Genomic DNA, 24,594 nt, shown 5'->3' with positions numbered 1-24,594 from the left:
ATCGCGTTTCACCGGCCACGTCATTCCGGTCAAAACATACGTTGAGAATAACATTTTTAATCCGACCATTTCACTAATATATTGCTTGGCGATGACGACGGGGATTAATTATATCCACAGCCACCCGGCGGTGCTTTTTTATACACCAACAGACTGATTTTGAACCAAAAAAAATGTCATTAACGTTTTCTCACAATATGGATTATTATTTATGAGTTCTTCGCTGTTTTATATGGCGAAATTCGGGAATACTGTAACTCTTTCGATATCCGCTTCGGGGCCAAGGTTGGTGACGTCGACATGCGTTTAATTCTTACGCTCTTTGCGCTGCTGTTTACGCAGCTCTTCTTCAATTTGGCGCACGCTGCGCCACAGGCGCGTGTTGCCGCCGAGCAGCGTAAAAGCCATGCTAATGAAGCGCGGCCCGATGACCGCAGAAAAAAGAAAGCGGACAAAGCCGCTAAAAAAGCCAAAGTGACGGCCCCTGCGAAAAAAACCAAGACCGCCAAGGCGAAAAGCGAGAAAAAGATCGCCAGCGCCAAACCCAAGGCCAAAGCACAGAAAACCGCCAAGATTAAAGTCACCCCGCCGAAAAAGGGCTATAAAAAAGGCTATGGTCGCCACCGCGAAGCCGGTATGGCCACCGCCAAACTGGCGCGTGACGAAAAGCCGTTAAAACTCAGCCCGGCGCACAAAAAACGCTACCAGCATGCCAAGCAGACCGCGATGGCCAAGCTGATGGATCAGATGGGCAAGCCTTATCGCTGGGGCGGCAGTTCGCCGCGCACCGGTTTCGACTGCAGCGGCCTTATCTATTACGCCTATAAAGACGTGGTGAAAATCAAAATGCCGCGCACCGCCAACGAAATGTATCACCTGCGCGACGCGGCGCCGATCAAGAAAAGCGAACTGGAAAGCGGCGATCTGGTGTTCTTCCGCATCAACAACCGCGGCGTGGCGGACCATGTTGGCGTCTACCTGGGCAACGGCAAATTCATCCAGTCGCCGCGCACCGGCGAAGAGATCCGCATCAGCCAGCTCGACAATGACTATTGGCAGAACCACTACATCGGCGCACGCCGCGTAGTGACGCCGAAAACCATTCGTTAATGCCCTGCTCTGCGCGGTTGCGGCCTGGGTTGCAACCGCCTGTTCAAGCTCTCGCCCATCGCACCACCCCACGCGCATTTCTCGCTTTTCTTCCTGTTTTTTATGATGAAAATTGTTAAGATTGAAAGACCACAATAAAAAACGGCCCATATGACTCTCGCCCCGGCGGGAAGCGAATGGCGCTGTAAAGGAGGAAGCAATGTCGTTTGAATTACCTGCATTACCGTATGAGAAAAACGCGCTCGAGCCGCACATCTCCGCCGAGACCCTGGAATACCACTACGGCAAACACCACAACACCTACGTGGTTAACCTGAACAACCTGGTGAAAGGCAGCGAATTCGAGGGCAAATCGCTCGAAGAGATCATCAAGACCTCTGACGGCGGCGTCTTCAACAACGCCGCGCAGGTGTGGAACCACACCTTCTACTGGCACTGCCTGTCGCCACAGGGCGGCGGTGAACCGCAGGGCGAACTGGCGGCGGCGATCGTCAAATCCTTCGGCTCCTTCGCTGCGTTCAAAGAGCAGTTCACCGATGCCGCAGTGAAAAACTTCGGCGCCGGCTGGACCTGGCTGGTGAAAAAACCGGACGGCGCGCTGGCGATCGTCAACACCTCCAACGCGGCCACCCCGCTGACCGGTGAAGACAAACCGCTGCTGACCGTTGACGTGTGGGAACACGCGTATTACATCGATTACCGCAATGCGCGTCCAAAATACCTGGAAAACTTCTGGGCGTTGGTCAACTGGACCTTCGCCGCGGAAAACCTGGCGTAAGCGCAGGTTCTGAGGTGATGAGGCGCAGCCAGGCTGCGCCTTTTTTATAACCGGGGGTAAATCAGTTCAACGCGGCAACGAAGCTGAAAGCGATAATGACCGCCAACGCGCAGACGGTGGTAAACAGCGACATCTTCAATTCGGTATCCATGATAACTCCTTTAAAATAGGCTTTCCTAAGGATAAAAGGCGTACAATTAGTACGTCAAATCATTTTCCCACAGTTCGCCGATAAAATCTTGTTATCATTTCCCGGTTTATAATCTCGATTACCTCTTCCACTTTTGTTCAATATGCGACAAAATTCGCAGTTCACAACTGCGTACCGGCATCCATGCCCCTCCTGACTAAGCGCTGAAGACTTCAACACACTAAAAACTCAGTTTTCGCTTCTCTGGAGAAGGATCTACGTAGGCAAACGATTAACATCACACTTACATGCTGTAAACATGTGAGTTCAGGAGTCATTCCTTACATGGCAACGATTAAAGATGTGGCCAAACGCGCGGGCGTTTCCACCACCACCGTTTCGCACGTCATCAATAAGACTCGTTTCGTCGCCGAAGAGACCAAAGCGGCCGTGTGGGCCGCCATCAAAGAGCTGCACTACTCGCCGAGCGCCGTGGCGCGCAGCCTGAAAGTCAATCACACCAAGTCGATCGGCCTGCTGGCCACCTCGAGCGAAGCGCCCTACTTTGCCGAAGTGATCGAGGCGGTGGAAAACAGCTGCTACAGCAAGGGCTACACCCTGATCCTGTGCAACTCGCACAACAATCTGGACAAGCAGCGCGCCTACCTGGCGATGCTGGCGCAAAAGCGCGTCGACGGCCTGCTGGTCATGTGCTCCGAGTACCCCGATCAGCTGCTGGGCATGCTGGAAGACTACCGTAATATCCCGATGGTGGTGATGGACTGGGGCGCCGCGCGCGGCGACTTCACCGATACCATCATCGATAACGCGTTCGAAGGCGGCTATCTGGCCGGCCGTTATCTGATCGAGCGCGGCCACCGCGATATCGGCGCCATTCCGGGCCAGCTGTCGCGCAACACCGGCGGCGGCCGTCATCAGGGCTTTATGAAGGCGCTGCAGGAAGCGCATATCGACATTCGCGAAGAGTGGATCGTCCAGGGTGACTTCGAGCCGGAGTCCGGCTACAAGGCGATGCACCAAATCCTGTCGCAAAAACAGCGGCCGACCGCGGTATTCTGCGGCGGCGACATCATGGCGATGGGCGCCATCTGCGCGGCCGACGAGCTGGGGCTGCGGGTGCCACAGGATATTTCCGTGATCGGCTATGACAACGTGCGCAACGCCCGCTACTTCACCCCGGCGCTGACCACCATTCACCAGCCTAAAGAACGCCTGGGCGAAATGGCCTTCACCATGCTGCTGGATCGCATTATCAGCAAGCGCGAAGAGTCGCAGGTGATCGAAGTGCATCCGAAGTTGATCGAACGCCGCTCGGTCGCCGACGGCCCGTTCATCGACTACCGCCGCTAATCCCTCGCGCCGGAAGCCTGTGCGGCTTCCGGTTCCACCTCGCTCAGCCATTCCTGATTCAGCGTTTCCCCATCGCCCAGATACGCCAGCAGCCAGCTCATCGCCGGTGACGGTTTATCCTGCTGCCAGGTCAGGCAGCAAGGGCTGGCGGGAAACGGCTGCTGCAACTGCAACGCCGTCAGCTCACCGCGCTGCACCCGCGGCAGCGCCCGATGTGCCGGCATCATGCCGACGCACAGCCCGGCGCACAAACAGTCGAGCGCCGAAGTCCAGTCCGGCACCACCAGCCGTCGCTGGTTATCCAGCGTCCAGGTGACGCGCTTGGGCAGATTGCGCGAGGTGTCCTCCAGGCAAAGCGAAGGGTATGGCCGCAGCTGATCGTCATTCAGCGGCCCCGTCAACTGCGCCAGCGGATGTTGCGGGCTGGCCACGCACAGCCAGTTCATATAACCCATGTCGCGAAAGGCGAAGCCGCCGCCGACCGGCACCGCACGGGTGGCGCCGATCGCCATGTCCGCTCTGCCGTCCACCAAGGCATCCCACACGCCATTGAACACCTCGGGTTGCAGCATCAATTCGACGTCGGGGAAATGACGGTAGAAATCCAGCACCAGTTGGCGGCTGCGCTGCGGTTTGACGATGATGTCGACCGCGATATTCAGCTGGCCGCGCCACCCGTTAGCCACCTGCTGACAGTGGCGGCGAGTGTCGAGCATTTTTTTGATAACAACTCGCGCATCCTTGATAAACAACGCGCCGGCCGGCGTCAACTCCACGTCGCGGTGACGCCGCTCAAACAGCGGCACCGCCAGCCATTGCTCCAGCTGCCGTACGGTATAGCTCACCGCCGACGGCACCCGGTGCAGCTCCTGCGCCGCCGCGCTGAAACTGCCGGTACGCGCTACTGCGTCGACCACTTCAAGAGAATATTCAGACCACATCGCTTTGCCTTCAATTTTTTTAACAGCACTTTGCAAATATTACCGTTTCACAAGCAGAGATCCAGCCGGATACACTGGCCGGCGCTAAAAACCTGCGACACTAAAATATTAACGAGAAATACCATGCGAAATTCCTTTGGCTTTATGTTCTACCTCGCCGGCCTGAGCATGCTGGGTTATCTGGCGACCGATATGTACCTCCCCGCCTTCGGCGCCATGCGGGAGGAACTGCAAATTTCCGCCGGCGCGGTGAGCGCCAGCCTGAGCATCTTCCTGGCCGGCTTCGCCTTCGCGCAGCTGCTGTGGGGGCCGCTCTCCGACCGCCTGGGCCGCAAACCGGTATTATTGATCGGCCTGACGCTGTTCGCCCTCGGCTGCCTGGGCATGCTGTGGGTAGAGAACGCCGTGCAGCTCTGGATCCTGCGCTTTATTCAGGCCGTCGGCGTCTGTTCCGCCGCCGCCATCTGGCAAGCGCTGGTGGTCGACCGCTATCGCGAAGGCCAGGCCAACCGCGTATTCGCCACCATCATGCCGCTGGTCGCGCTGTCGCCGGCGCTGGCGCCGCTGCTGGGCGCCTGGCTGTTGAACCACGCCAGCTGGCGCGCGATCTTCGCCGTGCTGCTGGCCATCACCGTACTGCTGCTGCTACCGACGCTGATGCTCAAAGAGCGCGCCAAAACGCAGCCCACCGCCGAGGCGCCAAAAAACGGCGTCAGCTTCTGGCGACTGTTGAAATCCCCAGTGTTCAGCGGCAACGTCGCCATGTATGCCGCCTGCTCGGCAGGCTTCTTCGCCTGGCTGACCGGCTCGCCGTTCATCCTCGGTGATATGGGCTATGGCCCGAGCGACATCGGTCTGAGCTATGTGCCGCAGACGCTGGCTTTCCTGCTGGGGGGCTATGGCTGCCGTGCCGCGCTCAAGCGCATCAATGGCAAAACCCTGCTGCCGTGGCTGCTGGTAGCTTATGGTGTCAGCATGGTGGCGCTGTATCTGGTGGCGACCCTGACCGCACCGACGCTCACCACGCTGCTGATCCCGTTCTGCGTGATGGCGCTGGTCAACGGCGCCGGCTACCCGATCATGGTGGCGAATGCGCTGATGCCGTTCCCGGAAAGCAGTGGCAAGGCCGCCGCGCTGCAAAATACGCTGCAGCTGGGGCTGTGCTTTGTGGCGAGCATGCTGGTGTCGGCGTTCATTGCCCAGCCGCTGTTGGCGACGGTGACGGTAATGGTATCGACGGTGATCCTGGCCGCGCTGGGGTATTTCCTGCAGCGGGGAAAAGCGGCTGACGCGCAGCAAAAAGCGCAGCGGGAACATGCTAACTCAGCGTCATAATTACCAAGTTTAATAATCACTTAAAGAATATGTGTGCCGAGTGCGATTTACAGTTGAGTCAACGCCTCGGCACGCCTATACTCAAAAACAACCTTGTAAAGTAACACCTTATAATCTCTATATCTCAATTAGCACTTGTGTACGCGCTTTGCGTCACACTCTTTTTTTAAGGATGCGTTTATCCCGCGCCGTTCGCGCCGGGTCGTTTCTTTAAATTTCCTCTGTTCATAGTCGGATATCAGACGCCGCGGGCCTATTTTCCGCCGGTAAACGTATGCACCCGCAGAAATTGTCTAAGCTGTTTCCTAACGGGTCATCAGTCAGAAGAAGGTGATGGAGAAGCTATGAGTTCATCGTGTATAGAAGATCTGAGCATCCAGGACAATCAGTGGTACCGTATCGCGCACGAAATGCTCGGTCTGGCCGGCATTGAAATCAACGGATCGCGCCCTTTCGATATTCAGGTTAAAAACCCCGATTTCTTTAAACGCGTCCTGCAGCAAGGGTCGCTGGGCCTGGGCGAAAGCTACATGGACGGTTGGTGGGAGTGCGAACGGCTGGATATGTTCTTCCAGCGCGTGGTCAGCGCCGGGCTGGAGAAGAAACTCCCCCACCACCTGAAAGATACCCTGCGTATCGCCGCCGCGCGCCTGACCAACCTGCAATCGAAAAAGCGCGCCTGGATCGTCGGCAAAGAACATTACGATCTCGGCAACGATCTGTTTACCCTGATGCTCGATCCTTACATGCAATATTCCTGCGGCTACTGGAAAGACGCCACCACGCTGGAGGAAGCGCAGGAAGCGAAGCTGCGGATGATCTGCGAAAAACTGCAGCTGCAGCCAGGTATGCGCCTGCTGGACATCGGCTGCGGCTGGGGCGGTCTTTCCGCCTATGCGGCGAAGCATTACGGCGTGTCAGTGGTCGGCGTAACCATTTCTGCCGAACAGCAGAAGCTGGCTCAGGCGCGCTGCGCCGGGCTGGATGTGCAGATCCTGCTGCAGGATTACCGCGATCTGCATCAGCAGTTCGATCGCATCGTCTCGGTCGGCATGTTCGAGCACGTCGGGCCGAAAAACTACCGCACCTATTTCAACGTGGTAGAGCGCAATCTGGCGCCGCACGGCCTGTTCCTGCTGCACACTATCGGCTCCAACAAAACCGACATGAACGTCGATCCGTGGATCAACAAGTACATTTTCCCGAACGGCTGTCTGCCTTCAGTGAGCCATATCGCCGAAGCCAGCGAAGGCCATTTCGTGATGGAAGACTGGCACAACATCGGTGCCGACTACGATCGCACGCTGATGGCCTGGTTCGAACGCTTCAAGCAGGCGTGGCCGCAGCTTGCCCCGCGCTATTCCGAACGCTTCGAGCGGATGTTCAGCTACTACCTGAATGCCTGCGCCGGCGCGTTCCGGGCGCGCGATCTGCAGCTGTGGCAGGTGGTGTTCAGCCCGAAAGGCGTTGAAGGCGGCATCCGCGTCGCCCGTTGAATGCTTTCCCGATAAAAAAGCCCCGGCAACATCATCGTCGGGGCTTTTTTTTGCTCTTTCGGACCCTGCGGGTTAACCGCAATAAACGCGAATGATTTTATCGTTGCTATCGCCAAGGAAGTTCAGACGGCGCAGGTTGAAATCCATGGTGACGGCAGAGTTGTACGGAATGGCGCGCACCTTGGCGTCGATCCGCACGCCTTCCAGCGAGGTCATCGGCTTACCGACGAAGTTTTGATACTGCGAAGCACCGCAGGTATCGTCCGCATCGGCCATTTGCGCGCCGGCGCCCTGCTCAGGTGAGCTGCTGCAGGCGCTCAGCGCCAGCAACGCGGTTAACAACAACGTTTTCCCATAAAACTTCACGCGTTTCTCCTCTCTGCTTATGATTCGATACCGGCGGCAACGCCAGAATCGCTGTCAGTCTTTATGCGCCGGCGCCATCGCCGCCGCCAGCGTCGCTTCCCGGTTGGCCAGCACGCGCTCGACGGTGTCCACCACCGCCTGCGTTTGCGGATCGATTTCGATGTTCACCTTATCACCCAGACGTTTCTTACCCAGCGTGGTGCGATCCAGCGTTTCCGGGATCAGGTGCACGCAGAAACGGTTATTCACCACTTCGCCGATGGTCAGGCTAATGCCGTCAATGCCGATGAAACCTTTGTGCAGCACATATTTCATCAATTCCGCATTCGGCATGCGCAGCCAGACCTGGCGATTATTTTCCGAGGTATAAATCTTGGCCACTTCCGCCGTGCAGATAATATGGCCGGACATCAAATGGCCGCCAATTTCGTCATTGAACTTTGCCGCGCGCTCGATATTGACGATGTCGCCGAGCGCCAGGTCGCCGAGGTTGGTCAGGCGCAACGTTTCCTTGATCAAATCGAAGCTGACACGGTTGCCTTCCACCGCGGTCACGGTCAGGCAGCAGCCGTTATGGGCCACCGACGCGCCCAGCTCCAGCCCCGGCAACAGCTCGGCAGGCATCTCGATCACGTGGGTGCGGAAATTGGGTTTCTCATCAATGGCGACCAGCGGCGCGGTGCCTTGTACGATACCGGTGAACATATGTGCCTCTTCTTGCTAAATAGGTTAAAACGCTCCCGGCAGTTTGCCCCAGTTGGCGCTGAAAACCAAATCCGCGTAGGCAAAAAACGCGGGCCTGCGCATTTAATAACTATTTATCTGCGGCGTTTGCTTAACGACGCCGAGCAGGTACAATCTTTTTGACAAAATTCCGCTATTTTAATTGTTGTCCTCTCGCGACAGCCCTCCCTCCCACATATATAAATAGAAAAGGTGTATGCGTGCAGAAGTACTTAATTGAAGCGCGTAGTTTATTGGCTCTCGCTATCCCGGTCATCATCGCGCAAATATCGCAAACCGCCATGGGCGTGGTGGATACCATCATGGCCGGCGCCTATAGCGCCACCGACATGGCGGCGGTTGCAGTCGGCACCTCCATCTGGCTGCCGGCCATCCTGTTCGGCCACGGCCTGCTGCTGGCGCTGACCCCGGTTATCGCTCAGCTTAACGGCGCCGGGCGACGCGATCGCATCGGTCATCAGGTGCGTCAGGGTTTTTGGCTGGCTTCCGGCGTGTCCGTGCTGCTGATCGTGGTGTTGTATAACTGCAAGTTCGTCATCGATATGATGCACAACATCGATCCGCAGCTGGCAGATAAAGCCGTCGGCTATCTGCACGCCATCATGTGGGGCGCGCCGGGTTACCTGTTCTTCCAGGTGATGCGCAACCAGTGCGAGGGGCTGTCCAAAACCAAGCCCGGCATGGTGATCGGCTTCCTCGGCCTGCTGGTGAATATTCCGATCAACTACATCTTCATCTACGGCAAGTTCGGCATGCCGGAGCTGGGCGGCGTCGGCTGCGGCGTCGCCACCGGCAGCGTCTACTGGATCATGTTCCTGATGATGCGCTGGTACGTGAAGCGTGCGCCCTCGCAGCGCGACATCAAACGCCAGGCAGGCGATCTCGGCGGCCCGGACTGGGCGGCGCTGAAGCGCCTGATCGGCATCGGCATGCCGGTGGCGCTGGCGCTGTTCTTCGAAGTCACCCTGTTCGCCGTGGTGGCGCTGCTGGTTTCGCCGCTCGGGATCGTTGCGGTCGCCGGCCACCAGATCGCGCTTAACTTCAGCGCGCTGATGTTCGTGCTGCCGCTGTCGCTGGGCGTCGGCGCCACCATCCGCGTCGGTTACCGTCTGGGGGAAGGTTCGGTCGAAGGCGCGCGCGTCGCCGCCTACTCCGCCATCGGCGTCGGCGTCACCATGGCCGTCTGCACCGCGCTGTTTACCGCCACCTTGCGCGAACCGATCGCCCTGCTGTACAACGACAGCCCGGCAGTGGTGGCGATGGCCTCGCAGCTGATGCTGTTGGCGGCGCTGTACCAGATTTCGGATTCGGTCCAGGTGATCGGCAGCGGCGTGCTGCGTGGTTATAAAGATACCCGCGCGATCTTCTTCATCACCTTTATCGCTTATTGGGTGTTGGGCCTGCCGAGCGGCTATCTGCTGGCGTTAACCGACGTGGTGGTGCCGGCGATGGGGCCGAGCGGTTTCTGGATCGGCTTTATCATCGGCCTGACCTTCGCCGCCATCATGATGGCGCTGCGCATGCGTTGGCTGCAGAAACAGCCGACCGCCGTCATCCTGCAGCGATCCACGCGCTGAGCCCACGCCCGGCCGGTTTCCTCCCCGGCCGGGCCGCGGTTTGCGGAAAAAAACGCCGGACTGCGCACAACCTCAGCAATCGCGTGAAATACCGAATAAAATTGCGCTTTTCCCCTTGCCAGCACGCGGGTAGCTCGTTAATATTCGTCCCCGCTGTCAGCCATGACAGACAGGAAAAGATGCGTCCGTAGCTCAGTTGGTTAGAGCACCACCTTGACATGGTGGGGGTCGGTGGTTCGAGTCCACTCGGACGCACCAAATTCCTGAAGCAGTACAGTGCGTCCGTAGCTCAGTTGGTTAGAGCACCACCTTGACATGGTGGGGGTCGGTGGTTCGAGTCCACTCGGACGCACCAAATTTCAGAAGCAGCCCAGTGCGTCCGTAGCTCAGTTGGTTAGAGCACCACCTTGACATGGTGGGGGTCGGTGGTTCGAGTCCACTCGGACGCACCATATTGCTGATTCACCTCACCTTGTCGCGTTATACTTCCCGTTGTATCGTCTCTGCCGACCGCCCGATTATGATGCCGTTCGCGCCGTGCTACCGCCACCAACCATCAGGAACGCCACATGACCAGCTTTACCGCCAAAACCGCCTTTTTACCGCTCGGCAATGGCCCTGCCCGCCGTGAAGGCGTGATGAGCGACGGTTCACCGGCGGCGGAAGTGCGTTTCGAGACCGGCGACTTCGGCCAACTGCAAAAACTCCCACACGCATTGCAAACCCGGGTGATCTCCGGTGAATTCGAGTTTACCCTCGGCGGCGACACCCGGGTGGTACGGGCCGGCGAGAGCCTGATATTGCCGGCCAACGTCGCCAGCGGTTGCTTCTGCCTGAGCGCCGGCGTGCTGCTGGAAATCCCCCAAACACGCTAACCCATAGGTACAAAAAGGTTATTTGCGCAACAAGCAACCCACAACGCGTTGCATTTGCGCCACATTTAGCCCCGTTTTGCTATATCCGCCGCACCGCCGCGGTTTTTTATTTTGTTTCCCGCCGCTTAGCCTTTATAATGCGCAACGTCTATCAGTTGAATGGTTTCAGCCCTTGATCTGCGAAAACGCAATAACAACACGATGTGATCTTACCCCGTTGCGCAGCATCCCCGCGCCCCCGCGCGGGCTGAATTTTTCCGCCCCGCTTCAACTGTCGTCACCTATCCTTAATTATGTTTTTCACCGCCAGGCACGACCCAAATTCCCAACCGGCGTAAGCCGCGCCGGTCAAATTCGTTTTTTTATCCATCACAACTTATAGAAAACTCCGCCATGAAAAAGACCAAAATTGTTTGTACCATCGGTCCAAAAACCGAATCGGAAGAAATGCTGACCAACCTGCTCAATGCAGGCATGAACGTGATGCGTCTCAACTTCTCTCACGGCGACTATGAAGAGCACGGCAACCGCATCAAGAACATGCGCGCCGTGATGGCGAAAACCGGTATCAACGCCGGCATCCTGCTGGATACCAAAGGCCCGGAAATTCGCACCATGAAACTGGAAGGCGGTAAAGACGCCTCGCTGGTCGCCGGCCAAACCTTCACTTTCACCACCGACCAGAGCGTGATCGGCAACAGCGATCGCGTAGCGGTCACCTACGCCGGCTTCGCCGCCGACCTGAAGATCGGCAACACCGTGCTGGTTGACGACGGCCTGATCGGCATGGAAGTCACCAATGTGACCGAAAACGAAGTCATTTGTAAGGTGCTGAACAACGGCGACCTGGGCGAGAACAAGGGCGTCAACCTGCCGGGCGTTTCCATCCAGTTGCCTGCGCTGGCCGAAAAAGACAAACGCGACCTGATCTTCGGTTGCGAACAAGGCGTCGACTTCGTGGCGGCGTCCTTCATCCGTAAACGCTCTGACGTGCTGGAGATCCGCGAACACCTGAAAGCCCACGGCGGCGAGCAGATCCAGATCATCTCCAAGATCGAAAACCAGGAAGGCCTGAACAACTTCGACGAGATCCTCGAAGCGTCCGACGGCATCATGGTTGCCCGTGGCGACTTGGGCGTCGAGATCCCGGTCGAAGAAGTGATCTTTGCCCAGAAGATGATGATTGAGAAATGCAACCGCGCGCGTAAAGTGGTGATCACCGCCACCCAGATGCTCGACTCCATGATCAAGAACCCGCGCCCTACCCGCGCGGAAGCCGGCGACGTCGCCAACGCCATCCTGGACGGCACCGATGCCGTCATGCTGTCCGGCGAAAGCGCCAAGGGCAAATACCCGCTGGAAGCCGTCAACATCATGGCGACCATCTGCGAGCGTACCGATCGCGTGATGCCAAGCCGCATCGACGCTCTGAACGATCGTCGCAAGCTGCGCATCACCGAAGCAGTATGCCGCGGCGCGGTTGAAACCGCCGAGAAACTGGACGCGCCGCTGATCGTGGTCGCCACCAGCGGCGGCAAGTCGGCGAAATCCGTGCGTAAATACTTCCCGAACGCGGTGATCCTGGCGCTGACCACCAATGAGACTACCGCGCATCAGCTGGTGCTGAGCAAGGGCGTCATCCCACAGATGGTCAAGGAAATCGCCTCTACCGACGACTTCTACCGCATCGGTAAAGAAGCCGCGCTGGCCAGCGGCCTGGCGCAGAAAGGCGACGTCGTGGTGATGGTTTCCGGCGCGCTGGTGCCGAGCGGCACCACCAACACGGCCTCGGTACACGTGCTGTAATATAAAACGTGACATAATTGCCTTGATCAAAACGCCGCTTTGCGGCGTTTTTTTTATCGGCAGTAAACTATTTTTCTCAAAACGCAACCGCGATCCGCTCATTATTTAGCTAATAAAGAATCGGAGTAGTCCCATGGAAGCCGGCTGTTTTCCCTCGTTTTTTTAACTAATTTGTAAAACCAGATGCAAGTTTGAGCGAACGATCAAAATAAAGCACCTCAACACTAAAAAATTATTCTCTTTCGAAAAAAGTTTGTGTAATACTTGTAACGCTACATGGAGATTAACTCAATCTAGAGGGTGTTATAATGAATCGTACTAAACTGGTACTGGGCGCGGTAATCCTGGGTTCCACTCTGCTGGCTGGCTGCTCTAGCAACGCTAAAATCGATCAACTGTCTTCTGACGTTCAGACTCTGAACGCTAAAGTTGATCAGCTGAGCAACGACGTGAACGCAATGCGTTCTGACGTTCAAGCTGCTAAAGACGACGCAGCACGCGCTAACCAGCGTCTGGACAACCAAGCTCACGCTTACAAAAAGTAAGATAGCTTTGGTTATTGAAAACGGCGCACAGTGTGCGCCGTTTTTTTTGCCTGCTCATCAGCCCTGGGGCTCTCCTTCGGCAGATAAAAAAAGAGGCTCAGCACGCTGAACCCCTCTTCGACCGCTCAATCCTGCAAACTCAGTTCACGGAACTGATTGGCGCTGCCTTGAATGGGCTCTTATTCGTCGCAGGCGCCGCTACAGGCGTCAAACTCACCGCCGACGGGCTCTCCCCTACATTGACCAGTACCGGCATGCCAGAACGGCGTACAACCGCGCTATCGAACACGGCGCGATCGGTCTGACCATCCGCAGCAAAGGCTTTCTCCGCTTTAGACAACGCGATCGGCATGGTCTGCGGATCGTCGCTTTCCACCCGCGACAGTGGCTGGTGTACTTCCACATAGCGTTTGCCGTCCGGCTCAACCGAAATCTTCACCGGATCGTTGATCACCTGCACCCGCGTACCGCGCGGCACCATATTGAACAGCGCTTCAATGTCCGTCGGACGCAGACGAATACAGCCTGAGCTGACGCGCATGCCGATACCGAAGTTGGCGTTGGTGCCGTGGATCAGGTATTCACCGCGCCCCATCGCCAGACGCAGGGCGAACAACCCCATAGGGTTCTCAGGGCCGGCCGGCACCACCGCAGGCAGCGTCACGCCCTGGGACTGATAGCGTTTGCGGATGTTGGCGGTAGGCGTCCAGGTCGGGTTGGGGATCTTCTGGCTGACAGAGGTCACCTCCAGCGGCGTGTGCATCCCGGTCTGGCCGATACCGATCGGATAGACGATCACTTTATTCTCGCCTTTCGGGTAGTAGTAAAGGCGCAGCTCGGCCAGGTTGACGACGATCCCTTCACGCTTGGTGTCGGGCAGCAGCATTTGGGTCGGAATGGTCAGCACCGTACCCGGCTTGGGCAGGAACGGGTCGGTGCCGGGGTTGGCTTCCAACATGCCCAGCAGGCCAATCTTGTAGTCGGCGGCGATCGCCTCCAGCGGACGGCCGTCGTTTGGCACGGTATAAGTGGTGTTTTCACCGATCAGACGGCTGTCCGGCGGCGGCAGCGGGTATTCGGTCGCACTGGCGGCCTGCGTGCCGGCCAATACAGTGGCGAAGACCATGCCCATTAAACTCAACGCACGTTTCATTATCATCCCTATATTTTTTATGACGGTTCGCCCCCAAGGCTAACGAGCGCCTGGCGGTGGGTAAATCAGACAATACCTGATTAATACTAGCAATGCTGGTATCAAAGGCAATAAGTCCTCTAAAAATCAACACGTTATAACGTAATCGTTGCCGCTGATTGTCAACGAAACGTCAACAGGTAAGCTGCTGAAATATCACTGAATAGAGGGCGTTGTGCGGGGGAAAACTGCGGATTGTAAAGACTCATTGACAAAGCGGAGGTATCAATGAGCCTTGAGGATGCGGGCGTTATGGGTCAGGCCAGCTGCGCCGCTTTGCTGCGAATGGCGCGGATCATCGCCTCCAACCCCTGTGAGCGTGAAGGCGTCAGGTGCTGGCTGAGCGCCAGCTCGGCGAAAAACGGCCGCACGTCGAGCTCGACAATCTGCTGCGGCGTCAATTGGCGATACAGAATAAACACCACCGCCAGCAGCCCTTTGACGATCGCCGCGTCGCTGTCGCCGTGAAACTCGACCTGCCCCTGCTCATCGCGGCGCATCACGATCCACACCTGGCTCTGACAGCCGGAGATCAGGTTGCCGGCCTGCCGCTCGGCCTCGTCCAGCGGCGGCAATTTGGCGCCGAGTTCAATCACGTACAGGTATTTCTCCTCCCAGTTCAAACAGCGGGAGAAATTACGCACCAATTTATCTTTGTCCGGCAAATTCGCCATGGGGATCCTTTTGTACCGCCGGGGACGCGCCCCGGCCTAGCCTAATAGCTGATGAATGCGTTGCAGCCCGGCCACCAGCCGGTCCACCTCTTCGCGGGTATTATATAACGCCAGCGAAGCGCGGCACATGCTCGGCACCTGATAAAACGCCATCAGCGGCATGGCGCAGTGATGGCCGGTGCGAATGGCGATGCCATACTGATCGAGGAAGCTGCCGACGTCATAGGCATGGTGTTCACCCAGATTGAAGGCGATCACCCCGGCGCGATGGGCCGGGCCATAGACTTTCAGCGTCGGCACCTGGCTGAGCGCCTTCAGCGCGTAGTGCATCAGCGACTGTTCATAATCGTGGATCGCATTCAGGCCCAGGGCTTCGACGTAATCGAACGCCGCCCCCAGCCCCATGATGCCGGCGGTGTTCGGCGAACCGGCCTCAAAGCGCCACGGCGGATCGGCAAAGGTGGTGCCCGCCGTCAGGCTGACCTGGCGGATCATCGAGCCGCCCCCTTCCCACGGCGGCATCTGCTGCAGCAGCGCCTGACGGCCATACAGCATGCCGATGCCGGAAGGGCCGTACAGCTTGTGGCCGGAAAACACGTAAAAATCGCAGTCCAGCGCCTGGACATCGACGCGCTGGTGCATCACCGCCTGCGCGCCGTCCACCAGCACCGTCAAATCCGGCGCCAGGGCTCTGGCGCGGGCGATGATGTCGCGCACCGGGTTGACGGTGCCCAGCACGTTGGAGACCTCGGTCAGCGCCAGCAGTTTACAGGACGAGTCGACCAGCTCCGGCAGCAGCGCCAGATCCAGCGTACCGTCCGGCTGCAGCGGCCACACCCGCAGCTGCAGCCCGCGCTCCTGCGCCAGCATCTGCCACGGCACGATGTTGGCATGGTGCTCCATCTCGGTGATGAGAATCGCATCGCCCGGCTGCAGCAGGTGGCGGCCAAAGCTGTTGGCCACCAGATTGATGCCTTCGGTGGTGCCCTTGACGAACACCATCTCTTCCGCCGAGGCGGCGTTGATAAAGCGCGCCGCCTGTTCCCGCACCGCTTCCATCTGCTGAGTCGCTTCGGCGCTCAGGGTGTGAATGCCGCGATGCACCGCCGCATAACCGTGGCGGTAGAACGCCAGCTCGCGGTCGATCACCGCCTGCGGTTTCTGCGCGCTGGCGGCGCTGTCGAGATAGGCCAGCGGTTGGCCGTTCACCTCACGCGCCAGCAGCGGGAAATCGCCGCGCACGCGTTCAATCGGATAACTCATGCAGCCTCCCCCGGCAGGCGCTGGGCGATGCGCGCCAGCACCCGTTCCCGGATGGTGTCATTGGCGATGCCTTCGGTCAGCTCGGCGGCGAAGGCAAAGATGATCATCTGCTGCGCCGCGTGTTTGTCGATGCCGCGCGACTGCAGATAGAACAGCTGCTCTTCATCGATGCGCCCCACGGTGGCGCCGTGGCTGCATTTGACGTCGTCGGCGTAGATCTCCAGCTGCGGCTTGGTATCCACTTCCGCCACCTTACCCAACAGCAGGTTATGGTTGGTCATCTGGCCGTCGGTTTTGATCGCGTGCTTGGCCACTTTGATCATGCCGTTGAACACCGCCTTGCCGCGATCGCTGACCACGGTTTTATGCAGCTGGCGGCTTTCGCAATAGCCTTTGTTATGCTCCAGATAGGTGCGGGTATCACAGATCTCTTTGCCCACCGGCAGCACCAGGCTGTTGATCACCAGATTTGCGCCTTCGCCGTTCAGCTGTGCGCTGGTGTTGTGCCGCGTCAGGCCGGCGCCCAGCAGGAAGCTGTCGCTTTTCACCCGCGCGTCGCGGCCGATAACCAGATCGTTGTGGGCAAAGTGGTAGCTTGGCTGGCTCTCAAACGCCAGCTTGCAGTGCAACAGCCCGGCGTTGTCCGCCACGTTGGCGGTCAGGCGCGCGCCGGTGAAGTGCGCGGCCTCGCCCAGGCTGACATAGTGTTCGATCACTTCCGCCTCGGCCCCGCGCCCGATCTCCAGATGATGGCGGTGATGCACGGTGTTCACTTCCCCGGTGGCACCGCGTCCGCTGCTAATATGCAGCAGGTACAGCGGGCGTGCAGGAGCTTTGCCGGCCGGCAAGCGAATCAGGCTGGTTTCCTGCGCCAGGCTTTCGGTCAGGTGCAGGAAAACCTCCGGCTGGATCGGCTCCGGCAGCGCCTGCGGCGTGCCGTAGGCGGTCAACTCGAACTGGTAGTCGCCCAGATCGCCATCGCTCAGCGCGGCGCTGTAGCGGCCGTCGATAAACACCAGCCGGCAGGCATCAATGCCAAGCGCCAGCGCCTCGAGCTGTTCTGCGCTCACCAATGCGGGCTGCGGCTCGAGGAACTGCTGCTCCAGCAGGCTCTCCAGCGGCGTGTATTTCCAGTTCTCATGCTTGCGCGTCGGCCAGCCGAGGCGCAACGCCTGCTGCCAGTGGGCCAGCGCATGCGGCGAACGCTCGCCGCCGCGGCCTTCGAACAGGCGATACAGCTGCTGCAGCGCGTTTGAATTACTGTTGGTCGGTAAGCCAGCCATAGCCCTGCTCCTCCAACTGTTTCACCAGCGAGAAATCGCCGGATTTGACGATGCGCCCCTGGGACAGCACGTGTACATAATCCGGTTTGATGTAGTCCAGAATGCGCTGATAGTGGGTCACGATGATAAAGGCGCGCTTGCCGTCCCGCAGCGAGTTGACGCCGTTGGCGACGATCTTGAGCGCGTCGATGTCCAGGCCCGAATCGGTTTCATCGAGAATGCACAGATCCGGCTCCAGCGCCGCCATCTGCAGAATGTCGTTGCGTTTTTTCTCGCCGCCGGAGAAGCCGACGTTGACCGAACGGGTCAGCAGATCGGCCGGCATATCCAGCAGCGCGATTTTCTCTTCGATGAAATCGGCGAAGTCAAAGCGATCCAGCGGCTCCTGCTCGCGGTATTTACGCACCGCGTTGACCGACGTCTGCAGGAAGAAGTGGTTGCTGACGCCGGGGATCTCCACCGGGTACTGGAAGGCCAGGAACACGCCTTCACCGGCGCGATCTTCCGGATCCAGCTCCAGCAGATCCTTGCCCTTGAAGGTAACTTCCCCTTCGGTCACTTCGTACTCTTCACGCCCGGCCAGCGTGGCGGACAGCGTGCTCTTGCCCGAGCCGTTCGGCCCCATGATGGCGTGCACTTCGCCCGGTTTGATCTCCAGATCCAATCCCTTGAGGATCTCGTTGCCTTCCACGCTGACTTTCAAATTCTTGATGCTTAACATGCTGTGTCCTCAGATAGCGCCGGCGGCGCTAAAAATGCGGCGATTAACCCACGCTGTGTTCCAGGCTGATGGCCAGAAGTTTCTGCGCCTCGACGGCGAACTCCAGCGGCAGCTCGGAGAAAACGTCCTTGCAGAAACCGTTGACGATCATCGAAATGGCGTCATCCTCGCTGATGCCGCGCTGCAGGCAGTAGAACAGCTGGTCATCGCCGATCTTCGAGGTGGTGGCTTCGTGCTCCAGCTGAGCGCTGTTGTTGCGCGCTTCAACGTAAGGGAACGTGTGGGCACCGCTGTCCGGCCCGATCAGCATCGAGTCGCACTGGGTAAAGTTACGGGCGTTTTCCGCCCCCGGCAGGATTTTCACCAGGCCGCGATAAGTGTTCTCGCTGTGGCCGGCGGAGATGCCTTTGGCGATGATGGTCGACTTGGTGTTTTTGCCGATGTGGATCATCTTGGTGCCGGTGTCCGCCTGTTGATGGCCGCTGGTCAGCGCCACCGAGAAGAATTCGCCGATCGAATTGTCGCCCTGCAGGATCACGCTTGGGTATTTCCAGGTGATGGCCGAGCCGGTTTCCGACTGGGTCCAGGACATTTTCGAGCCAGCGCCTTCGCACAGCGCGCGCTTGGTGACGAAGTTGAGGATGCCGCCCTTGCTCTCGCCGCCGGAGAACCAGTTCTGCACCGTCGAGTATTTCACTTCGGCGTCTTTATGCAGGATCACTTCCACCACCGCCGCGTGCAGCTGGTAGCTGTCGCGCACCGGGGCGGAGCAGCCTTCGATGTAGCTGACATAGCTGCCTTCGTCGGCGATCAGGATGGTGCGTTCGAACTGGCCGGTTTTCGCGGCGTTGATGCGGAAATAGGTCGACAGCTCCATCGGGCAGCGCACGCCTTTCGGCACATAGACGAAGGTGCCGTCGGAGGCCACCGCGGCGTTCAGCGCGGCGAAGAAATTATCGTTGGAGGGCACCACGCGCCCCAGGTACTGACGCACCAGATCCGGGTATTCCTGGATCGCTTCGCCGAACGAGCAGAAGATCACCCCGCTTTCCGCCAGTTTTTCACGGTAAGTGGTAGCGACCGAGACCGAGTCGAAGATGGCGTCCACCGCCACCTCGCTGCCCTCGCGCACCGGCACGCCGAGCTGATTGAACGCCAGCTCCACTTCGCTGGTCAGGTAATCTTTTTCCGTCGCCGCGCCCGGTTGCTGCTCGGCGCCGGGTTGCGAACCGCAGGCGTCGTCGCAGCTGCCGCAGGACGGCGCCGAATAGTAACTGTAGTCCTGGTAGTTCAGGCGATCATAATTGGCCTTCAGCCAGTGCGGTTCTTCCATCTGCAGCCAGGCGCGGTAGGCCTCGAGGCGGAATTCCAGCATCCACTCGGGTTCGTTGCGCTTGGCCGAGATGGCGCGCACCACCTCTTCGTTGATGCCTTTGGCCAACTCATCGGTTGCCAGCTGGGTGAAGAAACCTTCTTTGTAGCGACCTTCGCTGACCCAAGCCTGCACTTCATTAGGCATTTCTACATTGCTTCGTGTCATGTTGATTGCATCGCTCAAACGCCAAAGCTCTCGCCGCACCCGCAGGCATGCTGAGCTTTAGGGTTGTTGAATTTGAATATCTGATTCAGCCCTTCGCGGACGTAATCTACCGTGGTGCCATCGATGAACGGCATGGCTTTCAGCGGCACATAGAGTTTGGCGCCGTCGCGCTCAAACAGCAGATCGTCATCGGCGGGTTCGCGGGTCAGATCCAGCACATAGGCAAAGCCGGCGCAGCCGGATTGTTTCACCCCTAGCTGCAGCCCTTTCACCTGCGGATCCTGCTGCATCAGTTTCGTTATTTGTCGTACGGCGCTGTCGCTGAGCGAAATGCCTTGCCAGACATTTTCATCCAGAGAAAAAGTGCCGACATTTTCCGTTTGCATAGGGTCTACCTCACACTCGTGTTTGGCCACAGCCAATCTGGGTTGCTTATATGTTAGTGATAACGATTATCACTTCAACCGTTTGTTTTGCGGGGGTATCCGCCGCGAGCGCGATTTTTCGCTGCGGCGCGCGGCAAGCCAACGGGACACCCGTGGCGGCTTGCGGCGTCAGGCGGCAAGGTGTGCATGCTATCCCTATGAATTCGTTATCTATCCTGCATCACCGTACCGCACTCCCCGGTGGCCCGTCAGCGTTACAGCGCTGCGGTGCGTTGCCGATCTAAACATTCATAGAAAATACCTATTTCTGCATTCTGTCTGTCGTAAATGTGCGTTTATCGGCATTTCATGGCGCGGCGCGAGCGCGCGGCCCTCAGGTTAAAGTTTAGTCGCTCAGGATTAAGTTGGGTCGTCGGCGGCCTTTTACACCCCGCGCGATGAAAAAACGCCACGCCGGGGATTGATCGGCAACGCGGCAGTTTATATGATAATGATTATCATTCAATTGTAATTTGAGCGCGAAGCCAATGACTCTTTCGATCAACGCATGGTTGCTGGGCAAGATTGATGACTACAAATTCAGCGTGCGCGACGCCACGGTGGACTTTTACATGGCCGAAGCGGCGCTGCGGCGCCCGGAATGCAATATCGACCACCTGAAGCGGTACAACAGCGTCAGCCTCACCATGGCCAATCTGTGCCTGGAAAACGGCGACGACGACAGCTATCTGCACGCGCTCAGCAAGCTGCATAACCGGCTGATCGTCGAAATCAACAACCTGCAGCGCTGCCAGCTGTTTCGGGTGCAAAGCTACCACTTCGCCCGCCACACGCTGACGCTGATCTGCCAAAAATATGCAATGGAAGGCACCTGGGAGAAGGCGAACGCGTTTCAGAAGGACTTCGTCAAACGCGTGCCGTTTCAGCTGTAAAGCGAAAGGCTCCGCAGGCCGATCGCCTGCGGAAACCGGCGGGAATCAGTCGATGACCGCCGTGGTCAGACGCGAGGTGCAGCACAACCGATCGCGCGCGTCGAAGATCTCGATTTGCCACACCTGATGGCGACGGCCGACGTGCAGTGCGCGACACACCCCGCGCACCTGACCATCGAATACCGCGCGCAGGTGGTTGGCGTTGATCTCCAGCCCCACCACTTTCTGCTCGCCTTCGCTGCACAGGTAACCGGCCATCGATCCCATCGATTCCGCCAGCACCACCGACGCCCCGCCGTGCAACAGCCCGAACGGCTGCCGGGTGCGGCCGTCGACCGGCATGGTGGCCTCGAGGAAATCCTCGCCCAGTTGGGTAAACTCGATGCCCACATGGCTGACCATGCAGCCGTCGCCGGCGCGGTTCAGCTGCTCCAGCGATGTTTCACGTTTCCACAATTTCACTCAATCATCTCCAGAAGTGCCTGTAATGGGTGACGCACGCCATTGCCCTCGATGCGTTTCACCTGGCTGCGGCAGGAATAACCGGTCGCCAGGCAGCGCTGCCGCGGCAAACGCTGCAGCGTCGGATGCCATGATAGCTCATAAATGCCGAGCGAGTTTTGCAGGTTCTTGGCTTCATGCCCGTAAGTGCCCGCCATGCCGCAGCAGCCAACGCTGACGTTCTCCAGTTTGGCGCCGAAGCGGGCGAAGATCGCCGCCCACTGTTGGCCGCTGGCCGGCAGCGCGGTGGTTTCGGTGCAGTGACCGAACAGATACCACGGCTCGCCGGTCGCCGGCTGTTCGGCGCGATCCGCGATCCGCTGTTGCAACCATTCATGCACCAGCTGCACCTGAAAATCGCCGCGTTCGGCACCGAGGATCTCGCGGTATTCGTCGCGGTAGCACAGCACCAGCGCCGGATCAACACCCACCAGCGGCATATCGAGCTGCGCCACGCGGTTGAGGAAATCGGCGGTTTTGCGCGCGGTGCGGGCGAACCGCGTCAGGAAACCTTTCACATGCTGCGCCTTGCCGTTTGGCGAGAACGGCAGCAGCACCGGTTTATAGCCAAGCTTCTCCACCAGCCGGACAAAGTCCGCCACCACTTTGGCGTCGTAATAGCTGGTAAACGGATCCTGGACGATCAGCACGTGCTCTGCGCGCTGCTCGGCGCTCAGCCCTTCCAACTGCTCCAGCGTCAGCGTGGTCGCGCGGTGGCCGGACAGTTGCTGGCGCAGCGTCGGGCTGGACAGCAGCGGCAGATCGACCATGCCGATGGCGTTGCGGCTCATCTCCCGCAGCCACGGCTGGCGGAAGAAGAAGTTGAACACCTTCGGCGCGCGGGCCATCAACGGGGTATAGCTCTCTACGCCGGCGACCATGTAGTCGCTCACCGGGCGCAAATAGCGAGTGTGGTAGAGCTGCAGGAAGCGCGAACGGAATCCCGGCACGTCAATCTTGATCGGGCACTGGGTTGAACAGGCCTTACAGGCCAGGCAGCCGGACATCGCCTCTTTCACTTCGTGCGAGAAGTCGTACTCGCCCTTGCCGGCATGCCAGCTGTTGCGGGTCTTTTCGATCAGGCTGCGCAAGCTGAGGTGCTGCTGCGGCAGCTGTTTCTCCAGCGCCAGCGGATCGACGCCCTGCTCGGCCAACAGACGCAGCCACTCGCGCACCAGCGTCGCCCGCCCTTTCGGTGAATGAATGCGGTTGCCGCTGATTTTCATCGACGGGCACATCGGGCTGCGCACGTCGAAGTTGAAGCACAGGCCGTTGCCGTTACACTCCAGCGCGCCGCGGAACGAGGTGCGCACCTCGACCGGGATCTGGCGATCGAAGGTGCCGCGTTTGACTGCGTCCACCTGCATCATCGGCGCATCCACCGCCAGCGGCGAACAGATCTTGCCCGGATTCAGGCGGTTATCCGGATCGAACGCCGCCTTGATGCGGCACAGCTCCTCATACAGCGTTTCCCCGAAGAATTCAGGGCTGTATTGCGCGCGGAAACCCTTGCCGTGTTCACCCCACAGCAGGCCGCCATATTTGGCGGTCAGCGCCACCACCTGATCGGAGATCTGCTTCATCAGCACCTCCTGCTGCGGGTCGCACATGTCGAGCGCCGGGCGCACGTGCAGCACCCCGGCGTCGACGTGGCCGAACATGCCGTAGCTCAGGTTGTGATCGTCGAGCAGTTCACGGAATTCAACGATATAGTCCGCCAGGTGTTGCGGCGGCACGCAGGTGTCCTCGGCGAACGGAATCGGCTTGGCGCGCCCTTTGGCGTTGCCCAGCAGCCCAACCGCCTTCTTGCGCATGTTGTAAATACGCTCGATGCCCACCAGATCGCCGCAGATTTGGTAACCGATCACGCCGCCCTGCCGCTGCGCGATCAATTCGTCCAGCCGTTGACACAGGGTTTCCATCTGGCCGTCGATCAGCACCCGATCGTCGCCGGCGAACTCGACGATGTTCAGACCGAGCATCTCTTTATCCGGCACGTCGGCGATCAGTTCGTTCACCGAGTGCCAAACGATGTCTTCACGCGCCAGGTTCAGCACCTTGGAATCGATGGTTTCCACCGACAGCGCCTTGGCTTCGACCATAAAGGGCGCATTGCGCAGCGCCGAGTCGAAGGAGTCGTATTTCACGTTGACCAGGCGGCGCACTTTCGGCAGCGGCGTGATGTCCAGCCGCGCTTCGGTAATAAACGCCAGCGTGCCTTCGGCGCCGGTCAGGATGCGCGTCAAATCGAAGGTTTGCAGATCGTCGCTCAGCACGTGGCGCAGATCGTAACCGGTGAGGAAGCGGTTGAGCTTGGGGAATTTCTCCAGGATCAGCGCGCGCTGCTCGCGGCAGCGGTTCAGCACCGTGCGGTAGATGCGCCCTTCGACGGTCTCTTCCAGAGCAATCGTTTCCGCCAGCGCCGTCGGCATGGCGCGGGTGTCGATCATCTCACCGCCCAGCAGCACCGCCCGCAGGCCCAACACGTGATCGGAGGTTTTGCCATACACCAGCGAGCCCTGGCCGGAGGCGTCGGTGTTGATCATGCCGCCCAGCGTGGCACGGTTGCTGGTGGACAGTTCCGGCGAGAAGAAGTAGCCGAACGGCCGCAGGTATTGATTCAGCTGATCCTTGATCACCCCGGCTTCGACTTTTACCCAGCCTTGTTCGACGTTGATCTCCAGAATGCGGTTCATATGTCGCGACATATCGACCACGATACCGGTATTGAGCGACTGGCCGTTGGTGCCGGTGCCGCCGCCGCGCGGGCTGAAGGTCAGCGTATTGAATCGCTCTTCCCCGGCCAGACGGGCGATCAGCGCCACGTCGGCGGTGGAACGGGGGAACACCACCGCATCGGGCAACAGCTGATAAATGCTGTTGTCGGTGGCCATCGTCAGCCGGTCGGCATAGCTGGTGGCGGTATCGCCGTTGAATCCGTTTTGCTTCAGTGCTTCCAAAAAGTCGAGCACCCGTTGAACGAGGCCGGGCGCCTGAGAAATCTGTGGGATCATTCGCTTTTTTGACC

Annotated in this window: 23 protein-coding genes and 3 tRNA genes; 13 read left to right on the top strand and 13 right to left on the bottom strand. The window is 58.9% G+C overall.

Going from position 1 to position 24,594, the window contains the following annotated elements; genetic code table 11:
• Positions 1-300 precede the first annotated feature (300 nt).
• Both QDT79_RS15075 and sodB read left to right on the top strand, forming a co-directional pair.
• A complete protein-coding gene (locus QDT79_RS15075; protein WP_308316666.1) occupies positions 301-1,110 on the top strand; it encodes a C40 family peptidase in 810 nt (269 codons plus the stop codon).
• Positions 1,111-1,309: 199 nt separating this feature from the next.
• A complete protein-coding gene (sodB, locus tag QDT79_RS15070; protein ID WP_063989714.1) occupies positions 1,310-1,888 on the top strand; it encodes a superoxide dismutase [Fe] in 579 nt (192 codons plus the stop codon).
• A gap of 61 nt (positions 1,889-1,949) precedes the next feature.
• Here sodB and cydH read toward each other — a convergent pair whose 3' ends face one another.
• Entirely contained in the window at positions 1,950-2,039 is a 90-nt protein-coding gene (gene cydH, locus QDT79_RS15065) for a cytochrome bd-I oxidase subunit CydH (RefSeq protein WP_019455989.1), read from the bottom strand.
• 324 nt (positions 2,040-2,363) lie between these two features.
• Here cydH and purR point away from each other — a divergent pair, with 324 nt between their 5' ends.
• Positions 2,364-3,389 (top strand): HTH-type transcriptional repressor PurR, encoded by a 1,026-nt coding sequence (gene purR / locus QDT79_RS15060; RefSeq protein ID WP_033638375.1) that lies wholly within the window; start codon positions 2,364-2,366, stop codon positions 3,387-3,389.
• Here purR and punR read toward each other — a convergent pair.
• Positions 3,386-4,330, bottom strand: coding sequence for a DNA-binding transcriptional activator PunR (gene punR, locus QDT79_RS15055; protein WP_063989713.1), 945 nt, complete (start codon positions 4,328-4,330; stop codon positions 3,386-3,388). The two genes, purR and punR, sit on opposite strands and share 4 nt — an antisense overlap.
• Positions 4,331-4,453: 123 nt before the next feature.
• Here punR and punC point away from each other — a divergent pair, with 123 nt between their 5' ends.
• Both punC and cfa read left to right on the top strand, forming a co-directional pair.
• Entirely contained in the window at positions 4,454-5,665 is a 1,212-nt protein-coding gene (gene punC, locus QDT79_RS15050) for a purine nucleoside transporter PunC (protein WP_107226869.1), read from the top strand.
• 344 nt (positions 5,666-6,009) lie between these two features.
• Positions 6,010-7,161: a cyclopropane fatty acyl phospholipid synthase gene (gene cfa / locus QDT79_RS15045; RefSeq protein WP_038874787.1), complete on the top strand. Its 1,152-nt coding sequence runs from the start codon at positions 6,010-6,012 to the stop codon at positions 7,159-7,161.
• Between the two features lie 72 nt (positions 7,162-7,233).
• Here cfa and QDT79_RS15040 read toward each other — a convergent pair whose 3' ends face one another.
• Positions 7,234-7,527 carry an I78 family peptidase inhibitor gene (locus tag QDT79_RS15040; protein ID WP_038874785.1) on the bottom strand — a complete coding sequence of 98 codons (294 nt, stop codon included), beginning with the start codon at positions 7,525-7,527 and terminating at the stop codon, positions 7,234-7,236.
• Positions 7,528-7,581: 54 nt separating this feature from the next.
• Positions 7,582-8,232 (bottom strand): riboflavin synthase, encoded by a 651-nt coding sequence (locus tag QDT79_RS15035; RefSeq protein WP_016927930.1) that lies wholly within the window; start codon positions 8,230-8,232, stop codon positions 7,582-7,584.
• A 239-nt stretch (positions 8,233-8,471) separates the two neighbouring features.
• Here QDT79_RS15035 and QDT79_RS15030 point away from each other — a divergent pair, with 239 nt between their 5' ends.
• From QDT79_RS15030 to QDT79_RS15000, 7 genes are all read left to right on the top strand, one after another.
• Positions 8,472-9,848, top strand: coding sequence for an MATE family efflux transporter (locus tag QDT79_RS15030; RefSeq protein WP_063989710.1), 1,377 nt, complete (start codon positions 8,472-8,474; stop codon positions 9,846-9,848).
• A 181-nt stretch (positions 9,849-10,029) separates the two neighbouring features.
• Positions 10,030-10,106 (top strand) — tRNA-Val (locus tag QDT79_RS15025).
• A gap of 20 nt (positions 10,107-10,126) precedes the next feature.
• Positions 10,127-10,203 (top strand) — tRNA-Val (locus QDT79_RS15020).
• A 20-nt stretch (positions 10,204-10,223) separates the two neighbouring features.
• Positions 10,224-10,300, top strand: a tRNA-Val gene (locus tag QDT79_RS15015).
• A 117-nt stretch (positions 10,301-10,417) separates the two neighbouring features.
• Complete coding sequence (locus tag QDT79_RS15010; protein WP_063989709.1) at positions 10,418-10,723, top strand: cupin domain-containing protein; 306 nt, start codon at positions 10,418-10,420, stop codon at positions 10,721-10,723.
• Between the two features lie 393 nt (positions 10,724-11,116).
• Entirely contained in the window at positions 11,117-12,529 is a 1,413-nt protein-coding gene (gene pykF, locus QDT79_RS15005; RefSeq protein ID WP_063989708.1) for a pyruvate kinase PykF, read from the top strand.
• Between the two features lie 308 nt (positions 12,530-12,837).
• Positions 12,838-13,074 (top strand): major outer membrane lipoprotein, encoded by a 237-nt coding sequence (locus QDT79_RS15000; protein WP_004931354.1) that lies wholly within the window; start codon positions 12,838-12,840, stop codon positions 13,072-13,074.
• 139 nt (positions 13,075-13,213) lie between these two features.
• Here QDT79_RS15000 and QDT79_RS14995 read toward each other — a convergent pair whose 3' ends face one another.
• The 7 genes from QDT79_RS14995 to sufA all read right to left on the bottom strand — a co-directional run bounded on the left by QDT79_RS14995 (position 13,214) and on the right by sufA (position 20,133).
• Entirely contained in the window at positions 13,214-14,227 is a 1,014-nt protein-coding gene (locus tag QDT79_RS14995) for a L,D-transpeptidase family protein (RefSeq protein ID WP_063989707.1), read from the bottom strand.
• A gap of 296 nt (positions 14,228-14,523) precedes the next feature.
• Complete coding sequence (sufE, locus tag QDT79_RS14990) at positions 14,524-14,940, bottom strand: cysteine desulfuration protein SufE (protein ID WP_060432959.1); 417 nt, start codon at positions 14,938-14,940, stop codon at positions 14,524-14,526.
• A 36-nt stretch (positions 14,941-14,976) separates the two neighbouring features.
• Entirely contained in the window at positions 14,977-16,203 is a 1,227-nt protein-coding gene (gene sufS, locus QDT79_RS14985) for a cysteine desulfurase SufS (RefSeq protein WP_107226872.1), read from the bottom strand.
• Positions 16,200-17,486 carry a Fe-S cluster assembly protein SufD gene (gene sufD, locus QDT79_RS14980; RefSeq protein WP_308316665.1) on the bottom strand — a complete coding sequence of 429 codons (1,287 nt, stop codon included), beginning with the start codon at positions 17,484-17,486 and terminating at the stop codon, positions 16,200-16,202. Before sufD ends, sufS begins: the two co-directional genes overlap by 4 nt.
• Positions 17,461-18,207 (bottom strand): Fe-S cluster assembly ATPase SufC, encoded by a 747-nt coding sequence (gene sufC, locus QDT79_RS14975; RefSeq protein ID WP_004931365.1) that lies wholly within the window; start codon positions 18,205-18,207, stop codon positions 17,461-17,463. The genes sufD and sufC overlap by 26 nt, the downstream gene beginning before the upstream one ends.
• A 43-nt stretch (positions 18,208-18,250) precedes the next feature.
• Positions 18,251-19,747 (bottom strand): Fe-S cluster assembly protein SufB, encoded by a 1,497-nt coding sequence (gene sufB, locus QDT79_RS14970; RefSeq protein ID WP_033638360.1) that lies wholly within the window; start codon positions 19,745-19,747, stop codon positions 18,251-18,253.
• 14 nt (positions 19,748-19,761) lie between these two features.
• Positions 19,762-20,133, bottom strand: coding sequence for a Fe-S cluster assembly scaffold SufA (gene sufA / locus QDT79_RS14965; RefSeq protein WP_004931368.1), 372 nt, complete (start codon positions 20,131-20,133; stop codon positions 19,762-19,764).
• A 527-nt stretch (positions 20,134-20,660) separates the two neighbouring features.
• On the opposite strand from sufA, the gene QDT79_RS14960 reads away from it, so the two are divergent.
• Complete coding sequence (locus tag QDT79_RS14960; protein WP_308316664.1) at positions 20,661-21,065, top strand: hypothetical protein; 405 nt, start codon at positions 20,661-20,663, stop codon at positions 21,063-21,065.
• A gap of 45 nt (positions 21,066-21,110) precedes the next feature.
• Here QDT79_RS14960 and menI read toward each other — a convergent pair whose 3' ends face one another.
• Positions 21,111-21,527, bottom strand: a complete 417-nt coding sequence (gene menI / locus QDT79_RS14955; protein ID WP_016927938.1) for a 1,4-dihydroxy-2-naphthoyl-CoA hydrolase — start codon at positions 21,525-21,527, stop codon at positions 21,111-21,113.
• On the bottom strand, positions 21,524-24,580 hold the full coding sequence (gene ydiJ, locus QDT79_RS14950) for a D-2-hydroxyglutarate dehydrogenase YdiJ (RefSeq protein WP_308316663.1): 3,057 nt from the start codon (positions 24,578-24,580) through the stop codon (positions 21,524-21,526). The genes menI and ydiJ overlap by 4 nt, the downstream gene beginning before the upstream one ends.
• Positions 24,581-24,594: the final 14 nt, after the last annotated feature.

This window comes from Serratia marcescens (genome assembly GCF_029846115.1).
GTDB lineage: Bacteria > Pseudomonadota > Gammaproteobacteria > Enterobacterales > Enterobacteriaceae > Serratia > Serratia marcescens_L.
This window is presented reverse-complemented; position numbering and strand designations above follow the sequence as displayed.

Excerpts from the sequence above, each read along its gene's own strand:
- QDT79_RS15075 (WP_308316666.1), top strand. The coding sequence starts at position 301 with ATGCGTTTAATTCTTACGCTCTTTGCGCTGCTGTTTACGCAGCTCTTC.
- sodB (WP_063989714.1), top strand. The coding sequence starts at position 1,310 with ATGTCGTTTGAATTACCTGCATTACCGTATGAGAAAAACGCGCTCGAG.
- cydH (WP_019455989.1), bottom strand. The coding sequence starts at position 2,039 with ATGGATACCGAATTGAAGATGTCGCTGTTTACCACCGTCTGCGCGTTG.
- purR (WP_033638375.1), top strand. The coding sequence starts at position 2,364 with ATGGCAACGATTAAAGATGTGGCCAAACGCGCGGGCGTTTCCACCACC.
- punR (WP_063989713.1), bottom strand. The coding sequence starts at position 4,330 with ATGTGGTCTGAATATTCTCTTGAAGTGGTCGACGCAGTAGCGCGTACC.
- punC (WP_107226869.1), top strand. The coding sequence starts at position 4,454 with ATGCGAAATTCCTTTGGCTTTATGTTCTACCTCGCCGGCCTGAGCATG.
- cfa (WP_038874787.1), top strand. The coding sequence starts at position 6,010 with ATGAGTTCATCGTGTATAGAAGATCTGAGCATCCAGGACAATCAGTGG.
- QDT79_RS15035 (WP_016927930.1), bottom strand. The coding sequence starts at position 8,232 with ATGTTCACCGGTATCGTACAAGGCACCGCGCCGCTGGTCGCCATTGAT.
- QDT79_RS15010 (WP_063989709.1), top strand. The coding sequence starts at position 10,418 with ATGACCAGCTTTACCGCCAAAACCGCCTTTTTACCGCTCGGCAATGGC.
- pykF (WP_063989708.1), top strand. The coding sequence starts at position 11,117 with ATGAAAAAGACCAAAATTGTTTGTACCATCGGTCCAAAAACCGAATCG.
- QDT79_RS15000 (WP_004931354.1), top strand. The coding sequence starts at position 12,838 with ATGAATCGTACTAAACTGGTACTGGGCGCGGTAATCCTGGGTTCCACT.
- QDT79_RS14995 (WP_063989707.1), bottom strand. The coding sequence starts at position 14,227 with ATGAAACGTGCGTTGAGTTTAATGGGCATGGTCTTCGCCACTGTATTG.
- sufE (WP_060432959.1), bottom strand. The coding sequence starts at position 14,940 with ATGGCGAATTTGCCGGACAAAGATAAATTGGTGCGTAATTTCTCCCGC.
- sufS (WP_107226872.1), bottom strand. The coding sequence starts at position 16,203 with ATGAGTTATCCGATTGAACGCGTGCGCGGCGATTTCCCGCTGCTGGCG.
- sufD (WP_308316665.1), bottom strand. The coding sequence starts at position 17,486 with ATGGCTGGCTTACCGACCAACAGTAATTCAAACGCGCTGCAGCAGCTG.
- sufC (WP_004931365.1), bottom strand. The coding sequence starts at position 18,207 with ATGTTAAGCATCAAGAATTTGAAAGTCAGCGTGGAAGGCAACGAGATC.
- sufB (WP_033638360.1), bottom strand. The coding sequence starts at position 19,747 with ATGACACGAAGCAATGTAGAAATGCCTAATGAAGTGCAGGCTTGGGTC.
- sufA (WP_004931368.1), bottom strand. The coding sequence starts at position 20,133 with ATGCAAACGGAAAATGTCGGCACTTTTTCTCTGGATGAAAATGTCTGG.
- QDT79_RS14960 (WP_308316664.1), top strand. The coding sequence starts at position 20,661 with ATGACTCTTTCGATCAACGCATGGTTGCTGGGCAAGATTGATGACTAC.
- ydiJ (WP_308316663.1), bottom strand. The coding sequence starts at position 24,580 with ATGATCCCACAGATTTCTCAGGCGCCCGGCCTCGTTCAACGGGTGCTC.